Source organism: Dyadobacter ginsengisoli DSM 21015, from assembly GCF_059568735.1.
The window spans coordinates 49,024-63,294 of the sequence record NZ_JCANTY010000010.1 but is presented as its reverse complement, the minus strand read 5'-3'; the positions used below and the strand labels follow the sequence as shown (position 1 = coordinate 63,294).

Below are 14,271 nucleotides of genomic sequence, written 5' to 3'. Positions count from 1 at the left end.
TTATGGCTGAAGACAATGACTATCGCTCAGAATATTCAGAATTTCAACGAGCTCAGAAAATGTTCGGATTTAAGAATCAAGACAGCCTTGATTTCACTCCTTATTTTCGGTATGAGATTGGAGCGGCAACTCATCCCTACCATTTATCATTTCCAGAAAAGCCGACAAGGATTAGGTATCAGAATGACATCATCAACTATCTATGTTACTTTGGATCGGTTGAGGAAGCAATAGAATGCCTTGAATATCATTATGATCACTTCGACGATAAAGAGAAATTTTTACGATATTTCAAATTTTCTCTTCCCGCCAGAATACAATTTAGTTCAAAAAAAGACGATAAAATTATGTTGCAAGTCTGCCTGGATTGGGTCATTGATGTGTATGAATCTTACAAAATGGAGCCGGTATATATTGGCGCCCGAACCGACATAGAAGCAACTGACCCACAGAAAGTTATGGCACTGATCAAGTATTTATTCTCAGAAGTAAAGAATCAAAAAGCATCAGAGACCGCTATCGCCACCTCTCAGCTGGGTATTGCTATTGTCTTATCGCAATTTACGTGTTTTAAGAGCTACGAAATATCTACGCTGGCAAGGAAAGCTTCAAGTAATGAATTAATTAAGCTCATTCCTGATAATCTTCGAAAGGCTATGCAAGCCTATTTTTTTAATTGATCAGCTGTTAGTTACCTAATAGCTAAAAAGCTAATTATAGTGACTTACAAACCAGATACGTAATACATGATCTAGTTACTGACGAGTTTTTTGAGTATATCGCAACATTTCTAGTTATCACGTGCAATCGGCTATGGCAGCTAATATCGAATATGAATTCTGTGAACTTGAGGATCTTTTAATTGTGCTTACAGAAGTCGTAGGCAATCATTTTCCGCAGGTTATTTTTGAAAAAAGCAATCTGGAGGTCAAAGTCGCCGAATACATGGACATCTTTCGGGATGGCCTACATTTTGTGATAGAATACCCATATGTAGATAAATTTTATCGTGACAGTTACTATCACTACTTTGCCTCAAAGCATGGAGTGTATCAAAGGGACTGTATCAGAATATCTATTTTTGGTAAAGAGATCGCTATTGAAGATTTTTTAAAGAACAATCGTAAAAAGTTTCTACAAGAAAATTTTCTGGGATTTTTCATTCTTCGTCCACTCAGGCAGATAACTGGTCGTTCGCTTATTAGTCCAGACGCCTTTGAAGAAAAAGGGTTTTCGACATGTAAGCATACTGCAAACTGCTCCATTTTAGGAGTTAAATTACAAGTCGAAGGATTTCCCCATTGTTCGCAAGATTATGAAACAATTACATGCTCGGAAACTACCTTGTGGGCCGTTATGGAATATTTCGGTAATAAATATCCAGATTATAAGCCTGCATTACCGTCTCAGATAATCAAGGCTCTCGAAATGAGAGCCGTGCAGCGGCAACTTCCTGCACGAGGACTAACAATGGAGGATCTTTCTTTCGCTCTGAAACAATTTGGTTTTGGTCCTCGTCTGTATTCCAAACACGAGTATGGGGTGTTCTTTAATGATATTATTGACATGTATGTCGAGTCTGGCATACCGGTATTAGCTGGACTGAGTTCAGATGAAGGTGATTTAGGTCACGTTGTGTTAATAACAGGTAAGCAGGCCCCTAAACCTGATTTCACCGGAATAACTCAACGCATTGAGGAGGATTCCGATAGGCAGATAAAGTATCACTATTCATCCGACTTTATAGCAGAATATGTGGTGCAGGATGACAATTTAGCTCCCTATCGGCTTATTACACTCGATAGGCCTGGTGAACATTATAACGAAGGAGTAATGCAGGATTACGAGATCGACCAAGTGGTTGTGCCATTGTATCCAAAAGTCTATCTAGAAGCCTTCGTGGCCAAAAAGCTCGCTTTTGAAATATTGAAGTCCGAATCTCTTGGTTATCAGTTTGCAGACAGCTTTATTTTCCGCTTTTTTCTGACTTCTAGCCGGTCTTTTAAACAGCACATCGTAGCCTTGGAGGAAATGCCGGAGGATATCCATAAAATTATACTTTTGACGAAGATGCCCAAATTTATCTGGGTGGCCGAAATCTACGCAAAAGAGCATTTTGTTGGCGATAAAAGCCACGCCTCCGGCCTGATTGTCATTGACGCAACAGAAGCCAATGAGATAAGTGAGCACGCGTTGATTTTTGCGGTCTATCCAGATCGTTACGTTGCCATAGACCAAAATATATTTGTAACTTTGCAGCAAGGGCTGGCGAATTACCGATATTTCAGTAATTTACTTTAACACGCGAAGCATGGGCAAGAGAGAAAGCATATCATTCAAGACTGTTGTCGAAGGTAAAGTTACACCTATCGACAGAGAGGTTCTTAGAGCCTCTAGCAACCAGATCCGGCAAACAATGACTGTGGTAGTTCGAAAGTATAAGAAGAGCGAGGCCAGATCTTTGAAGCATGCTGGAAAACTGGTTTTAAACTCTTGATTGAAGATTCAACTTTTACAAGAGGCTGACAAAATCCAATGACCCTGATGCACCAATCTCCATAAATCAGCCTTTATTGGTCTGAATCTCAATCACGACTATATAACAGATAACTCATCATCTTCCTTCAGTCTCCTCTATTTCCAGCATACCCTGGCTAACAAGATTGCGATATCTCTAAGAGCGGTGTCTTATTGGAGCCTACCGTACTTAAGCTCCATTATGCCCTTGGGCCACGGTTACTACTACCAGTTGAGAACGGTGCAGCCCTTCTATTCAAATTAACGGTTCTCCTAAGAATTTGTCTGTAATGCTGGGGGCATCCGAATCCATTGTACCATTGTTAGTGAGCGAAGACGAATCGATCAACTCACAGCCTAATGAGTCTGATTTAAACTTTGTACGGCGATCGATATTTGACCAGCTGGCGTTTCCGAAGGCCCTGAAAATGTAGGTGTAAAATGTACTATTCTCTGCTTAGAATCACTGATCAGCATCACCATTTCTTCACGATTTCCATTGAAATTTCGAGTAAGTTTCGGCGCCAAAATCTGGTAGATAGGATAGCCTAAAGTAAAATCATGTCCAAAGATGCTAACCCTTTCTTCAAAATTGCCAAACAACTTGACTCCACTTTCTAACGCAGAACCATCTAAAAGCTTCATGGCTTCTATTCGTTCTGCGACGTCAATGGAAAATTCATAACAACGATTCCAGCTATGCGTAAGCTGTCGATTTTGTTTCACCGCAAGCACGTAGGAGATAAGTAGGTGGGTGTCGTCATGGACATCGGAAAAAGGAACATCAGAAAAAACCGTATGTACACGCAGCTCTACTTTCCTCAAAGTCTCAAAAAAAGTTTGATAAAAAGCAAATTCCCGTATTTGAGGACCAATTGCATTATGGGAGGCACTACGAATAACTTTGTTACCTAGGAATACGTCAAATCTTCTACCACTAACAAGCTTGTTCAAAAATTTGAAAAAGGTTACCTCATCTGCCACTGAGCCACAGACTTTATTATGCTTGAAGCGAAGATCAGACTTAACACCACTAGCAGTACTTGACTTGTAGTAAAGCTTGAAATTTAAGCGAGCCACGGCGAACTCAGCGTGTATCTCGATATAGTCATCTGTTCGAAAGGCTTTTACGCTGATGCCCGGATACTCAAATCCATCTTTAAATCTGACCAGCACTATTTTGTCAAAAATTGGAGATGCACTGAATTCAAGCTCCAAGCCCTGTGATGGCAGTCGAATCTCAGAAAAATGGAGAGTTACGTTGGCATATTCATTGTCACTCACTATCACAGGACCTATATTTTTGGATTGAAAGAAGTCCCTGAGCCTTTTTTCCGCAACGGTTTCCTTAATTGCAGAAATCGCAAGTGTTCCGCTCACGTTAGTCTTCGGAAAGACATTAACGAGCCGATCACGCCCACGTTCTATTTCGCGCGTAGTTCCAATTCCAAACTGATCGACAAATTTCGAGACGGTACTAGCACTGCCTTGCCCTTCAGAGAAATGCTTCATCAACACATTCTCTTTTAGATCGCGCAGAATCTCTTCGATTATTTCATCCGCTGTTGAATCTATATAGTCGATCCCGAGCCTTTTCAGGTCTGCTACTCGCACGTCTATCAGGCCCGGCGCAACGAAGAAATGTGGTTTACGGGACTCCGCTAGTTCACTTGATATCCTGCCGAAGATGGTATTTGTATTTATATCCTCTAGACCATATCCGATGAACAAAACCGAATTATTAATTAACCTCTCCCTGATAGTCGTCCAAAAGGAAGTGTTCTGATAATCGTCTTGAAAAAATCTAGTGTAATCTGACTCGGTTATTATCAATGAGTTAGGATCATCAAGGTCGCCATGCGCTTTAAAAACGGTCACACAGTCCCTTTCCATACTAGTCAGTTGGGCTGACTTATACACAACGTTGACTCGATCGCCATACGCCACCTCAAAAAGTCTATCGTAATTAGTTGTGATGATTGTCCTAATGTGAGGAATCATCGCAAGTCTCTGATGAACATCCACTGATGACGGCGATGCACTAAATATACTCACTAACAAGGAGTTCAAAGCAGTTCTGTCACCACCATTTACACTTACGAAGAATTGAGCCATCCGCTGAAGTGACTCCTGAGATGAGATTTGAGCTTGACGATTTGCGGGAAGACCCTGGTAAATTGCATCTCTAAGACGATAACCAGATGGATACCCCGCGTACATAGACATACCAGCACCTACCCATAGAATTAAATCTTCATTTCTGATTAGCTGAAATAGGGCCTCCTTAGTCATTGTGGTCGAAACTTCTAAAAATACTTGTAAGAAAGATGCTATTTCGAGATCTCCTAGATAGGATGTTCTTCTAATGAAGTATTAACTTAGCCAATACGATTGTCCGCACAAATATTGGCGCGGCATACGTTTGTCGTACTGTTTGCTCTTTTAGCCTGAGGCGGTGAATTCTAATGCAATCTAACTGCTTGAAGCATGCTGGCTATACTCTTTTCTAGTCATCCATGCGCAGTTGTCCTTATAAAATCCTTTGGTTCTATCTAATCTGAAAAATACAAAATTTGAATCCAAAGGCTCACCAACGTCATCTCTGAAACTTTCAAACTCCCTCCACTCGTCGCAAATCGTAACGCCAGAAATATAATATTTCGAACGAGGATTCAAAACACTGTGAATTATATAACTCCATGTTCTATATACCTTTGTTTTTACATAGCTTTCGCCGGTCTTTGATGGAGTCTTAACATCGATTCTATTCGATAAGAGCCTCCTTTTTGCTGCATGAAGTGATATTCTTCTTGTGCTTGCAATATATTCAGATGCCTCTCGAACACTTTGAAATCGTTGCCCATCCACAACAGTCGGTTTTTTATTAGATCCGCCGCTAACACCCCCTTTAGAAATGTTATACCCGTTCGGAATCAAAGTATTAAACTCATTTATCCATCTTATTTCCTTCGCTTCTAAGTCACGTTTTGTTGTTCCAACGTCAATTTGTTCAATAGTAAAATTTTCGGGTCCATACTGCCTAATTGCAGCATGAAGAGAATTCGAGTCTTTGATGAAGCCTCGGTTTGCCTGCTCAATGTGGTACACCCAGCGCCGATCTAGTGTTTGAATCGTCAATCCCACGTATTTCTTATCATTAATTTGATTAACAACAACATATATGATTCCATCCGCATAGCCAGGATTCGGAATTCTCTCAAATGCGTCCTCAGGGCTCACTCCTTCCTTCAACCATCTAGAAATTGTCGTAGCGGACCCTGGAGGTCGCAACAACCTCACGGCCGTCTCAATATTGGGATATGTTTTACTTCCAATAGTGATTTCATTAATAGCCCTTTCATTTCGGATATACCCTTCCCTAAATATCTTCTCTTCCGATAAACCTGCCTGCCTTCTCTTAAGAGCTCTATGATAACTTATTCCGAGCAAATTGCACTTCTCTTTAAACGTATTCGATTTGAGACTATTCCTTGCGCATTGCGGGCAACCATTTCCTTTGAGATGGTTACTAGCAGTTTGCAAAAACCTTCCGTGTATACGGCAAATGATTATTCCCTTGGTCGCATAATTCACGTATACGAATTCACTATAGTCATATCTCCCGCCATGTATCTCTTCTGCTTTGGCGATCATCCCTTCATTTAACTCCTCTTGAGATTTAAAAGTACCAAGTTTCTCACGACTTCCGGTTAGCTTAGATGATTTGCAGTTAGGACACCCAGTATACCCTCTCATATGGTTTCGCGGCTCCTGATTAAACAATTTTTGATGCACATTACAAAATATTTGAACTTTTTCCCGGCCTCCTGGCAATTCAGGAATGAGAGAATAGTCATAAATGTCTCCCCATATGCTCCGAGACGCATGTAGAAATTCTGTGAGCGAGATTTTCTGAGATTCAAAATAGCAGTTACGACAGCCAACTCCATTTTTATGATGAACAGGCAAAACTTCAAAATCGCCATGGGCTGGACAGGTGATCAAAACCTTGGTCGACGAATTGACGTATACAGTTTTAGAGTAATTGTATTTTTCCCCATGGACGGCCCGAAAACTGGCAACAACCATTTCTTGAGATTTCCTATTTGGCATATAAAATGATATGGTGCTGATATGTGCTGTCTATGCGGGAATTATAAAGCCACCTGAATACCACTAACTCAAGGTAATTAATAATCTTAGTTAGTTGTGTTCAAGTTTTTTCACGATCCTCTTCTCTTGGTTTTTTTCCAACTTAGAACGTAATTGTCTTGAGGTAAACCCAACGTCCTGCCCCTTGATTGGCACACCCTCGTAACTATAACTTGAATACTGTAATTTACCTTTTTCCACAGTAAACTTACACTCTATTCCCTTCCCAATTAATCGACGTTCCAACTCCTCAATGCTCATACATTTTTGCTTCAAGGCCTCGTTGATCGCTAAATTCACAGCCTCCTGAGCCCTCTTTTGACTATTGGCTATTTGTCGTAATTTGCCCGCTTGCAACCTCTCAATCTTACCAAAACCCAGCTCCTGCGAAATCTCTTTACACACCCGAATATTCCGCGCATAGTTGTGAGACGTCTCAACAGCCTTCCCTCCTCCCATCGGAGCACGATTAAGATACACATGAATATGCTTATGCGGCCGATCATGATGCTGAAACACCACTATCTGATGATCCTCCGGATTGGCACCCATCTTCTCACAATACCGATTAGCCGCTTCAATCATCTGTTCCTTACTCGGATCCTCCCCCGGCTTCCAGCTGAGCGAAGTATGCCAAACCGGTTTCTTACACCGGCTAAATTCCGCCTCCCGTTGCATTTCCAAGGCCATCCCCTTCGGATCATCTGAAACCAAGTTATGAGTCAAAAGCAGCTCCGACTTCCCCTCTATCTCCTTCCCATTAACACGCAAGCCAGCTCCGTAGCAGATCGCTCCCAGGAAGTCCGCCCCTATCGTTGTTTTCGCTATCATTTCACCAGGATTCGTTTAAGCTGCTCCAACATTTCCATAATCGGCTTTTGATAGAAGACACCCTTGTTAGCATATGCGGCCAGCTGGTTTAGGTTTCTGCCGATACCCACTAAGTTTCGTTTCTCGTCTTTGTCGAACCTGGCTTCGACGGGATGGCCGATACCCAGCCTTCGCAAATATTCGGACACAGAAAATCCGGCAAGCATTGCTTTGGATTTGATCGTCGCGTACTGATGTTGTGTAACTCGCAAAGGAATTGTTCTGTCTTTATTCGTTTTTTTGGATTGACGCGGCCGATCAGCCGCATTGTCGAAATGCTCTTTCATAGTTGTCGATAAGTTGATGGATTTTGGGGGCTCGGGGTGGCACCCCGACAAGACAAGGGAGGAACGACCGGTGTGTTTGTAACTGCAATTCGGAGCGAAGCGCAGAAATTGTAGTTACAAACACATGGCTTGCTTAATGAAAGCCAATTGATAAGTTAGAAACAGGCCGAATACGGTCGAATTTGGTCGAAAAAAGTCGAAATCAGATCGTTAATTACTGATTATCAATATGAAGTGGAACCAATACCACTTTTTGCTCTTTATGGTATCGATACTCTTCTCCGACTTTCATTGAAGTGATATCCGAAGCAGGGCGAAGTACCAGATACGTAGCATTCTTTTCCTCGTGCACTTGTGCATTTTGGATCAGCTCTTGAAATTGATCGAAATCAGGGTAACTGTTTTGGAACCGGACAATAGCCTGGTATTTCTCTCCCTGGTTTACGAAATAAGCGATCAATAGCATTCCGACCAAAGTGACCAACGATGGAATCAAAAGCCTACTGAGGCCGAACCAGAATGCTTGCCAGTCGCTCTTGAAGTGCACCTGGTTGATCTGTCCTTTAATCAACTGGGCCGCTTTCGCAATTTCGCCGTTGGACTGAGCAACGTTTTTGCCGAAATCCTGAAAGTGCTCGTGTAGCTCGGTCAGCATGACCGCAGTCCACTCGTCCATTTCGAAGCCATACTTGGCCTGATATGCGCCCCTCATTCTTGTGATTGCGTCCTTACTGATTGTTGAGTTCATCTTTGAAATGGTCGTTAAGTTCTTTCTTCAATCTCAGCTTTGCACCGGTCTGATATTCGCCGATGCTGTACCCTTTCCTTATGCCGTCGAGTATTTGGCTACCCAAATTTGAACCCGGATCAAAATCGGCGAACTTCCGGAATCGTAATCCCAGGGTTTTGCAATTCCTTTCCAGCTCTTCGCCGAGCTGAGCAAAATTGTTGAATGTGGTAATGCTTTGCCAGACGGTCACTTCAAACTCATTCTGCAAGGCCCTGAGGAGCTTGTGCAAATAATCGACGCTCGATTTATACATACCGCCACCGCCAATAACAATGTGAAAATTGGCTTTGCAGCCCAATTCGTCGACGAAATCCTTAAATGGGATATCCCGTTCGATCAATGCGGGAAGCTGCTCCGATTCCGGCGCACCAAGATCAAAATAGATACGGTCAAAAGGCGTCTCTGCGAGGCTTTCGAGGTAAGAAATGAGACTATCCCTTACGAGCACTTGCTTCTCATTCAGCAGGGAAACCGCTTCCGTCCGGGCGTCACCTAAAAATTGAAGCTGGCGGGTCGAAGTACCTGTTGAGCTGTCAAGATCAACAAACAAGGACTTTTCAGAATTTTGCTCAGCAATCGCGAGCAGATATGTTAGCAGGCTTTTACCCACTCCTCCCTTCGCTTGAAGGATAAAATTTAGTTGTTTCATCTTTTTGTGAATTTCGATTTAATACCTTCCATTGCCACACTTATTTCGTCCATGTCCGTCCAATCCACTTCTTCAAGATCAGGTTGGATGGTTGTGACCTCCTTCCTTATGATTGGCGAATTCGGGCTATTCCGAGGGGGTATTTCTGCGATCGGTTTTGGTGTCTCGTTCTCTGCCTGCCGTTTCCCAAAATAGTGGCGACAGTATTTGATATCGGCCGCATTGACAATCCCTTGCTTTCCTAATTCCAGATTGATCATTTCGACTACCGCATCGATCGAGACATCAAGCTTTATTTTGTCCCTAAAAAGTACGAAGAGCATTTTCCGGCGCTTCCGGTCCTTTCTCGCGTACAAGCGCAACAGCAAGTCTTTGGTCATTGAGGTGTTGGTTTTGAGTGAGAAAATCATTCAAATCTTTGCAGTCAGCATACATTACTGCCATGTCAACCACATTGGGATAGTTGTGCTTGATATAAGCCGCTGTTTCAAATCCGGCTTTATCGTTATCCAGAAACAGGTACTTTGAACCAGGTGCCGTAAGAAATTCATGGGTTCGCTTTAACTGAGATGTGGAATTCAGGATCAGGAAATTCGCATTGGGTATCTGGAACACTGGAAGCATCCAGTACGAGAGAAAATCCATAAACCCCTCGAAAACGAGTAGCTTATTTCCAGAGTTATCGATGTAGGAAACATCCTTCGGAGCAATGCATGATTTGAAATTTACACTTCGGATTTCGATGCCTCCGGCCCTATTCCTGAAACCAATGGCCTTGTACTGGCAGTCGCCGTTCTCATAGTTGACCTGAAAGCAATACCTTCTTGCGACTTCCTCTGATATACCTCGACTGCTTAGATACCGCAGCACGTAATCGCTTTCGAGCATACCTTCGGACGTTATACGCAGCCCAGAGCTCACATCATGCCGCAACTTCATCTCTATTTTTTGCGGGTGAAAAGAAGAAAGACCGTCAGTGATCAGCCTCATGACCTCCTTCACATCCGTATTTTGGAACAACCGGCAAGCCAGGTCGACCAGGTTGCCTCCCACACCGAGCGCATGATCATACCAGAGATTTTTGCGAGTATCAACCTTGAATGACGCCCTACCCTCCTGCTCTCGTATCATGCTGATATACCAATAGTTATCGCCTTTTACAGACGTTGGCCGAAAGCCATGCCGGGCCAAAAAGGCCACGATTTCGTACGATTGATTGATCTGTTTTGCATTCATAGCTTTTCTTTTTTCACCCGCAGTCGTTCCGTTCCGTTCCATGTTCCACACGTTCCACTTGTTCCATTTTACCCAAAAAATTATCTATCTAATTGATTATTAATGAGTTCCATTTTTTAGTGAGATTTCTAGGCGAAAAATGTGGAACAAATGGAATTTCTGGAACGAGTGGAACGCCTGGAACGGAATGGAACATGCGGAACAAATGGAACGAGATGGAACATCTCAGGCGAAATGGAACGGGTGGAACGAATGGAATTTTGGAACAAATGGAATTTTTGGAACAGTGGAACAAGGCCGAAGCAGCAGACTTTAATTGCCAGGCACCCCCATTTTCTTCAAGCATTTTTCTCGCAATCCCCTCTCAAAAATTAGGAGGGGTTGTGAGAAAAATGTGGACCCCGTTCGAGTCCATTACTCGTTTAGCCAGCGATGAATGGTGCCTTTGCCCCGATTCAGTATCTTCGCTATCTGCTCGATGGTCTTACCCTGATCTCTAAGCTCTCGCGCTAAATCCTTCTGTTCCTCCTTCACAGGCATTGCCTCAGTGCCTATGTGCTGCGCCTCGTCAATGTCGTCCTGGACAAATTCGAACCAAAGCGTATCAGGATTCAGACGGATCAGCTTAGCACCGTCCGTCTCTTCGCAATGCCTGGATTTGGAGCGCTTGAAGATCCGGTATTGAATATCCTGTTTACTCCTCCGGAGAAACATGTCGCTATCCGTCAAATCTGACTTCACGCCGGAGCCGCTTTGAAGGTCACTATCAGTCAGCAAATTTCGGGTATGCTTCCGCGTATGGTCAGTGATGATGATTGTTGTGTCCAGCAGATCACGCAGCGTCAGGATCAGGTGCATTGCCTTGGCGACTTCCTTACCGTTGTTCGTATCGGAATTCAGGAAGGCTACCCTGAAATTGTCCAGAACGATCAGGACAGGCTTCTGGATCATCGACAACTCAATGATCGCCTGTGCTTCTTCCTCCAAACCTTTCTTGGTCGTGTAGACATAGCTATGGTATTCCGAAGTTCCGATCTCCTTAGGTGGTGCATCAAATAGCTGCCCTAGCCTTCGACTCATTGTATCCTCACTGAGCTCACAGTTGATGAACAACGTATTTCCGTGATATTCGATTGGTTCATTCCACAGAGATGGCCATTTCGCTGATATAGCAATACAGGCCTGGAGTCCTAAAAGCGTTTTCCCACTACCACGCTCCGCAGCGAAGATTATTGCCGAGTTTTCCAGTACATAGTTCCCGAGTAAACGCCTAAGCGGAGCAAGCGTTTTACTTTTCTCCGCCAGATCCTTCATTGTATTTAAGGAAGATTTATGTAAAATCTTTCCTTCCGAATGGTTGGAGAAACCATTCAGGGCAGTTAAATTTGTCATACTTAGATTTTTAAGATTTTTGCAGGGGGTAATGCGGTCGAGGCATTATCCCTTTTTCTTTGTTTTCTGATTAGAGTACATGTAATCCAGCACCTCGGACTTGATGAAGTAAATCCTCCGATGTAGCCTGCGATAGGGCAAACCCGATCGTTGCCATTGGTGCAGCGTGACCAGCGAAACGTTCAGCTCACGCGCCATTTCAGCCCGTGAAAGCAGTGGCTCTTCTTGCGAGCCTTTCAGACCTTGATTCGGGCTGAACACATTTCTAAACTCCTCTTGAATCACCTCTCGGGTGAAGCTCTTGAACTCGTCGAATTCGATTAAAACCAGTTTTGACATGACACGTTTGTTTTCGGTTGATGTTGGTCAAAGGTTGGGGGAAGGGAGGCGAAAAATCAAGTATGAAAAAGTATGAACTTTGCTTCAACTGGTGTTAAATGCATCCAGAAGCCGTTTAGGCGCATTTTGCCTTATCTCGCGATAAAGTAGCGAAAGAGACAATTCCAGATCGGAATTAAGGAAAAGGTAAAGTGAATGGACTGTTTTTAGGATTGATGCTGGTCGCGATGTAGAAGTTTCGCACCCAGGTTGAGCGGCAAATGAAGATTTTTTGCCAGCAAGATTGAAAAGATTATTAGCCGCTGATAGACGATTTCGGCGCGACTGTAAACCAGAATGTAAACCAAACAAAAAACCGCTCGATAATTCAAAGATTATCAAGCGGTTGGCTTTGCATTCTGTGGTGATGGACGGAATCGAACCGCCGACACAAGGATTTTCAGTCCTTTGCTCTACCGACTGAGCTACATCACCGTTTCAGTTGGCACCTTTTGGGACTGCAAAAATAGAAGTATGACTTTGCTTTACAAATAATTTTCGCAAAAATTTTCTAAATACTTTTCCAGAAAATGATAGCTTCCTGATTATCTTAGCCTTAACCAGCTATCTCCATTATTTTATCTGAAATCCATTTGCACCCATTTACATTTTTATCATATTTGTTAGTATGCTTGCATACTAAACTAATTGTCTCATGGCGGTCATCCAGCAAATCATCTTCATAGCCGCACTCGGAGTAGTAATTTGGCTGATCACACAAAGGGTGAGTATCATCCGGAGAACAATCCTGCTTGGGAAAGATGAAAACCGGACGGATCAACCTGGGAAGCGGCTCTCGGTGATGATGCGGGTTGCATTCGGCCAAAAAAAGATGTTCGATCGTCCATTAATTGGCTTCCTCCATTTTGCTGTATATGCCGGCTTTATCCTGATCAATATAGAAGTACTCGAAATCGTTCTTGATGGCGTTCTCGGAACACATCGTGTCTTTGCGGCGCCGCTGGGTTCTTTCTACAAACTTCTGATAGGCCTCTTTGAAATACTCGCACTCGGTGTACTCATCGCCTGTACGATCTTTCTGATCAGAAGAAGCATATTGAAAGTCGAACGTTTTCAACCGGTCCGTCATCGTGAGATGAATGGCTGGCCCGAGCTCGATGGCAAGCTGATCCTCGTTTTCGAAATTGTATTGATGATCGCCATTCTCACCATGAATGCGGCAGACAGCACGTTACAAGACCTTGGCAACACCCATTATGCAAATACAGGTGACTTTCTGGTTAGCCAATGGATCAAACCTCTTTTTGAAGGGTGGAACGTGGGTGCGCTGGTGGTCTACGAGCGCTTTGCCTGGTGGGTCCATATCCTCGGCATATTTACATTCGCCTTTTACCTCACATTCTCAAAGCACCTGCATATTGTCCTTGCCTTTCCAAACACCTATTTTTCCCGTATCGAACCCAAGGGAAAAATGCAAAATATGCCAGAAATTACCAGCGAGGTAAAGATCATGCTCGGAATCGAAAACCAGGCTGGCGACGCGGCCGTCCCCGAGCGATTCGGCGCGAAAGATGTTCAGGATCTGAGCTGGAAAAACCTGATGGACGCTTATTCGTGTACGGAATGTGGCCGCTGTACAGCTGCCTGTCCGGCCAACCTGACTGGCAAAAAGCTATCCCCCCGCAAGATTATGATGGATACCCGCGATCGGCTGGAAGAGGTGGGCAGGATCATGCAGGCCAACAAGGGCGAGTTCGTAAATGATAATAAAAGTCTGCTAGGAGATCATATCCAGGAAGAGGAAATCCTCGCCTGCACCACATGCAATGCATGCGTGCAGGAATGTCCGGTGCTCATCAATCCGCTGGATATCATTTTGCAGCTGCGAAGACATAAAGTAATGGACGAGGCGCATGCCCCCGGTTCCTGGAATATGATGTTCCAGAACCTGGATACCAACCAGGCCCCATGGAAGTTTTCCGCCGGGGACCGTTTCAACTGGGTGGACAGCCTGGAAAGCAAATCAACAGATTCATAAG

At 43.6% G+C, this 14,271-nt stretch carries 13 protein-coding genes and 1 tRNA gene; 3 read left to right on the top strand and 11 right to left on the bottom strand.

The features are described 5' to 3' along the window. Nucleotides 1-2: 2 nt before the first annotated feature. Both BP71_RS31145 and BP71_RS31140 read left to right on the top strand, forming a co-directional pair. Nucleotides 3-680: a hypothetical protein gene (locus BP71_RS31145; RefSeq protein WP_496385534.1), complete on the top strand. Its 678-nt coding sequence runs from the start codon at nt 3-5 to the stop codon at nt 678-680. A gap of 133 nt (nt 681-813) precedes the next feature. Next, entirely contained in the window at nt 814-2,301 is a 1,488-nt protein-coding gene (locus tag BP71_RS31140; protein ID WP_496385533.1) for a hypothetical protein, read from the top strand. 573 nt (nt 2,302-2,874) lie between these two features. Here the strand turns inward: BP71_RS31140 and BP71_RS31135 are convergent. The 11 genes from BP71_RS31135 to BP71_RS31085 all read right to left on the bottom strand — a co-directional run bounded on the left by BP71_RS31135 (nt 2,875) and on the right by BP71_RS31085 (nt 12,706). Next, complete coding sequence (locus tag BP71_RS31135) at nt 2,875-4,809, bottom strand: SIR2 family protein (RefSeq protein WP_496385532.1); 1,935 nt, start codon at nt 4,807-4,809, stop codon at nt 2,875-2,877. A 180-nt stretch (nt 4,810-4,989) separates the two neighbouring features. After that, nucleotides 4,990-6,630, bottom strand: a complete 1,641-nt coding sequence (locus BP71_RS31130; protein ID WP_496385531.1) for a GIY-YIG nuclease family protein — start codon at nt 6,628-6,630, stop codon at nt 4,990-4,992. 90 nt (nt 6,631-6,720) lie between these two features. Continuing rightward, a complete protein-coding gene (locus tag BP71_RS31125) occupies nt 6,721-7,500 on the bottom strand; it encodes a relaxase/mobilization nuclease domain-containing protein (RefSeq protein ID WP_496385530.1) in 780 nt (259 codons plus the stop codon). Further along, nucleotides 7,497-7,826 (bottom strand): plasmid mobilization protein, encoded by a 330-nt coding sequence (locus BP71_RS31120; RefSeq protein ID WP_496385529.1) that lies wholly within the window; start codon nt 7,824-7,826, stop codon nt 7,497-7,499. Before BP71_RS31120 ends, BP71_RS31125 begins: the two co-directional genes overlap by 4 nt. 214 nt (nt 7,827-8,040) lie before the next feature. Further along, nucleotides 8,041-8,574 carry a hypothetical protein gene (locus tag BP71_RS31115; protein ID WP_496385528.1) on the bottom strand — a complete coding sequence of 178 codons (534 nt, stop codon included), beginning with the start codon at nt 8,572-8,574 and terminating at the stop codon, nt 8,041-8,043. Beyond that, nucleotides 8,555-9,265 (bottom strand): P-loop NTPase family protein, encoded by a 711-nt coding sequence (locus tag BP71_RS31110; RefSeq protein WP_496385527.1) that lies wholly within the window; start codon nt 9,263-9,265, stop codon nt 8,555-8,557. Before BP71_RS31110 ends, BP71_RS31115 begins: the two co-directional genes overlap by 20 nt. Further along, complete coding sequence (locus BP71_RS31105) at nt 9,262-9,588, bottom strand: hypothetical protein (protein ID WP_496385525.1); 327 nt, start codon at nt 9,586-9,588, stop codon at nt 9,262-9,264. The genes BP71_RS31110 and BP71_RS31105 overlap by 4 nt, the downstream gene beginning before the upstream one ends. Beyond that, a complete protein-coding gene (locus BP71_RS31100; RefSeq protein ID WP_496385524.1) occupies nt 9,569-10,501 on the bottom strand; it encodes a DUF8464 domain-containing protein in 933 nt (310 codons plus the stop codon). Before BP71_RS31100 ends, BP71_RS31105 begins: the two co-directional genes overlap by 20 nt. 414 nt (nt 10,502-10,915) lie before the next feature. After that, nucleotides 10,916-11,893 (bottom strand): AAA family ATPase, encoded by a 978-nt coding sequence (locus BP71_RS31095; protein ID WP_496385523.1) that lies wholly within the window; start codon nt 11,891-11,893, stop codon nt 10,916-10,918. A gap of 45 nt (nt 11,894-11,938) precedes the next feature. Further along, nucleotides 11,939-12,232 carry a helix-turn-helix domain-containing protein gene (locus BP71_RS31090; protein WP_090154758.1) on the bottom strand — a complete coding sequence of 98 codons (294 nt, stop codon included), beginning with the start codon at nt 12,230-12,232 and terminating at the stop codon, nt 11,939-11,941. A 401-nt stretch (nt 12,233-12,633) separates the two neighbouring features. After that, a tRNA-Phe gene (locus tag BP71_RS31085) sits at nt 12,634-12,706 on the bottom strand. Between the two features lie 220 nt (nt 12,707-12,926). Here BP71_RS31085 and BP71_RS31080 point away from each other — a divergent pair. Next, nucleotides 12,927-14,270: a 4Fe-4S dicluster domain-containing protein gene (locus BP71_RS31080; protein ID WP_496385522.1), complete on the top strand. Its 1,344-nt coding sequence runs from the start codon at nt 12,927-12,929 to the stop codon at nt 14,268-14,270. The last annotated feature ends 1 nt before the right edge of the window (nt 14,271 follow it).

Coding starts and splice junctions, on each gene's coding strand:
- BP71_RS31125 (WP_496385530.1), bottom strand. CDS start 7,500: ATGATAGCGAAAACAACGATAGGGGCGGACTTCCTGGGAGCGATCTGC.
- BP71_RS31145 (WP_496385534.1), top strand. CDS start 3: ATGGCTGAAGACAATGACTATCGCTCAGAATATTCAGAATTTCAACGA.
- BP71_RS31095 (WP_496385523.1), bottom strand. CDS start 11,893: ATGACAAATTTAACTGCCCTGAATGGTTTCTCCAACCATTCGGAAGGA.
- BP71_RS31115 (WP_496385528.1), bottom strand. CDS start 8,574: ATGAACTCAACAATCAGTAAGGACGCAATCACAAGAATGAGGGGCGCA.
- BP71_RS31130 (WP_496385531.1), bottom strand. CDS start 6,630: ATGCCAAATAGGAAATCTCAAGAAATGGTTGTTGCCAGTTTTCGGGCC.
- BP71_RS31120 (WP_496385529.1), bottom strand. CDS start 7,826: ATGAAAGAGCATTTCGACAATGCGGCTGATCGGCCGCGTCAATCCAAA.
- BP71_RS31090 (WP_090154758.1), bottom strand. CDS start 12,232: ATGTCAAAACTGGTTTTAATCGAATTCGACGAGTTCAAGAGCTTCACC.
- BP71_RS31110 (WP_496385527.1), bottom strand. CDS start 9,265: ATGAAACAACTAAATTTTATCCTTCAAGCGAAGGGAGGAGTGGGTAAA.
- BP71_RS31135 (WP_496385532.1), bottom strand. CDS start 4,809: ATGACTAAGGAGGCCCTATTTCAGCTAATCAGAAATGAAGATTTAATT.
- BP71_RS31100 (WP_496385524.1), bottom strand. CDS start 10,501: ATGAATGCAAAACAGATCAATCAATCGTACGAAATCGTGGCCTTTTTG.
- BP71_RS31080 (WP_496385522.1), top strand. CDS start 12,927: ATGGCGGTCATCCAGCAAATCATCTTCATAGCCGCACTCGGAGTAGTA.
- BP71_RS31105 (WP_496385525.1), bottom strand. CDS start 9,588: ATGCTCTTCGTACTTTTTAGGGACAAAATAAAGCTTGATGTCTCGATC.
- BP71_RS31140 (WP_496385533.1), top strand. CDS start 814: ATGGCAGCTAATATCGAATATGAATTCTGTGAACTTGAGGATCTTTTA.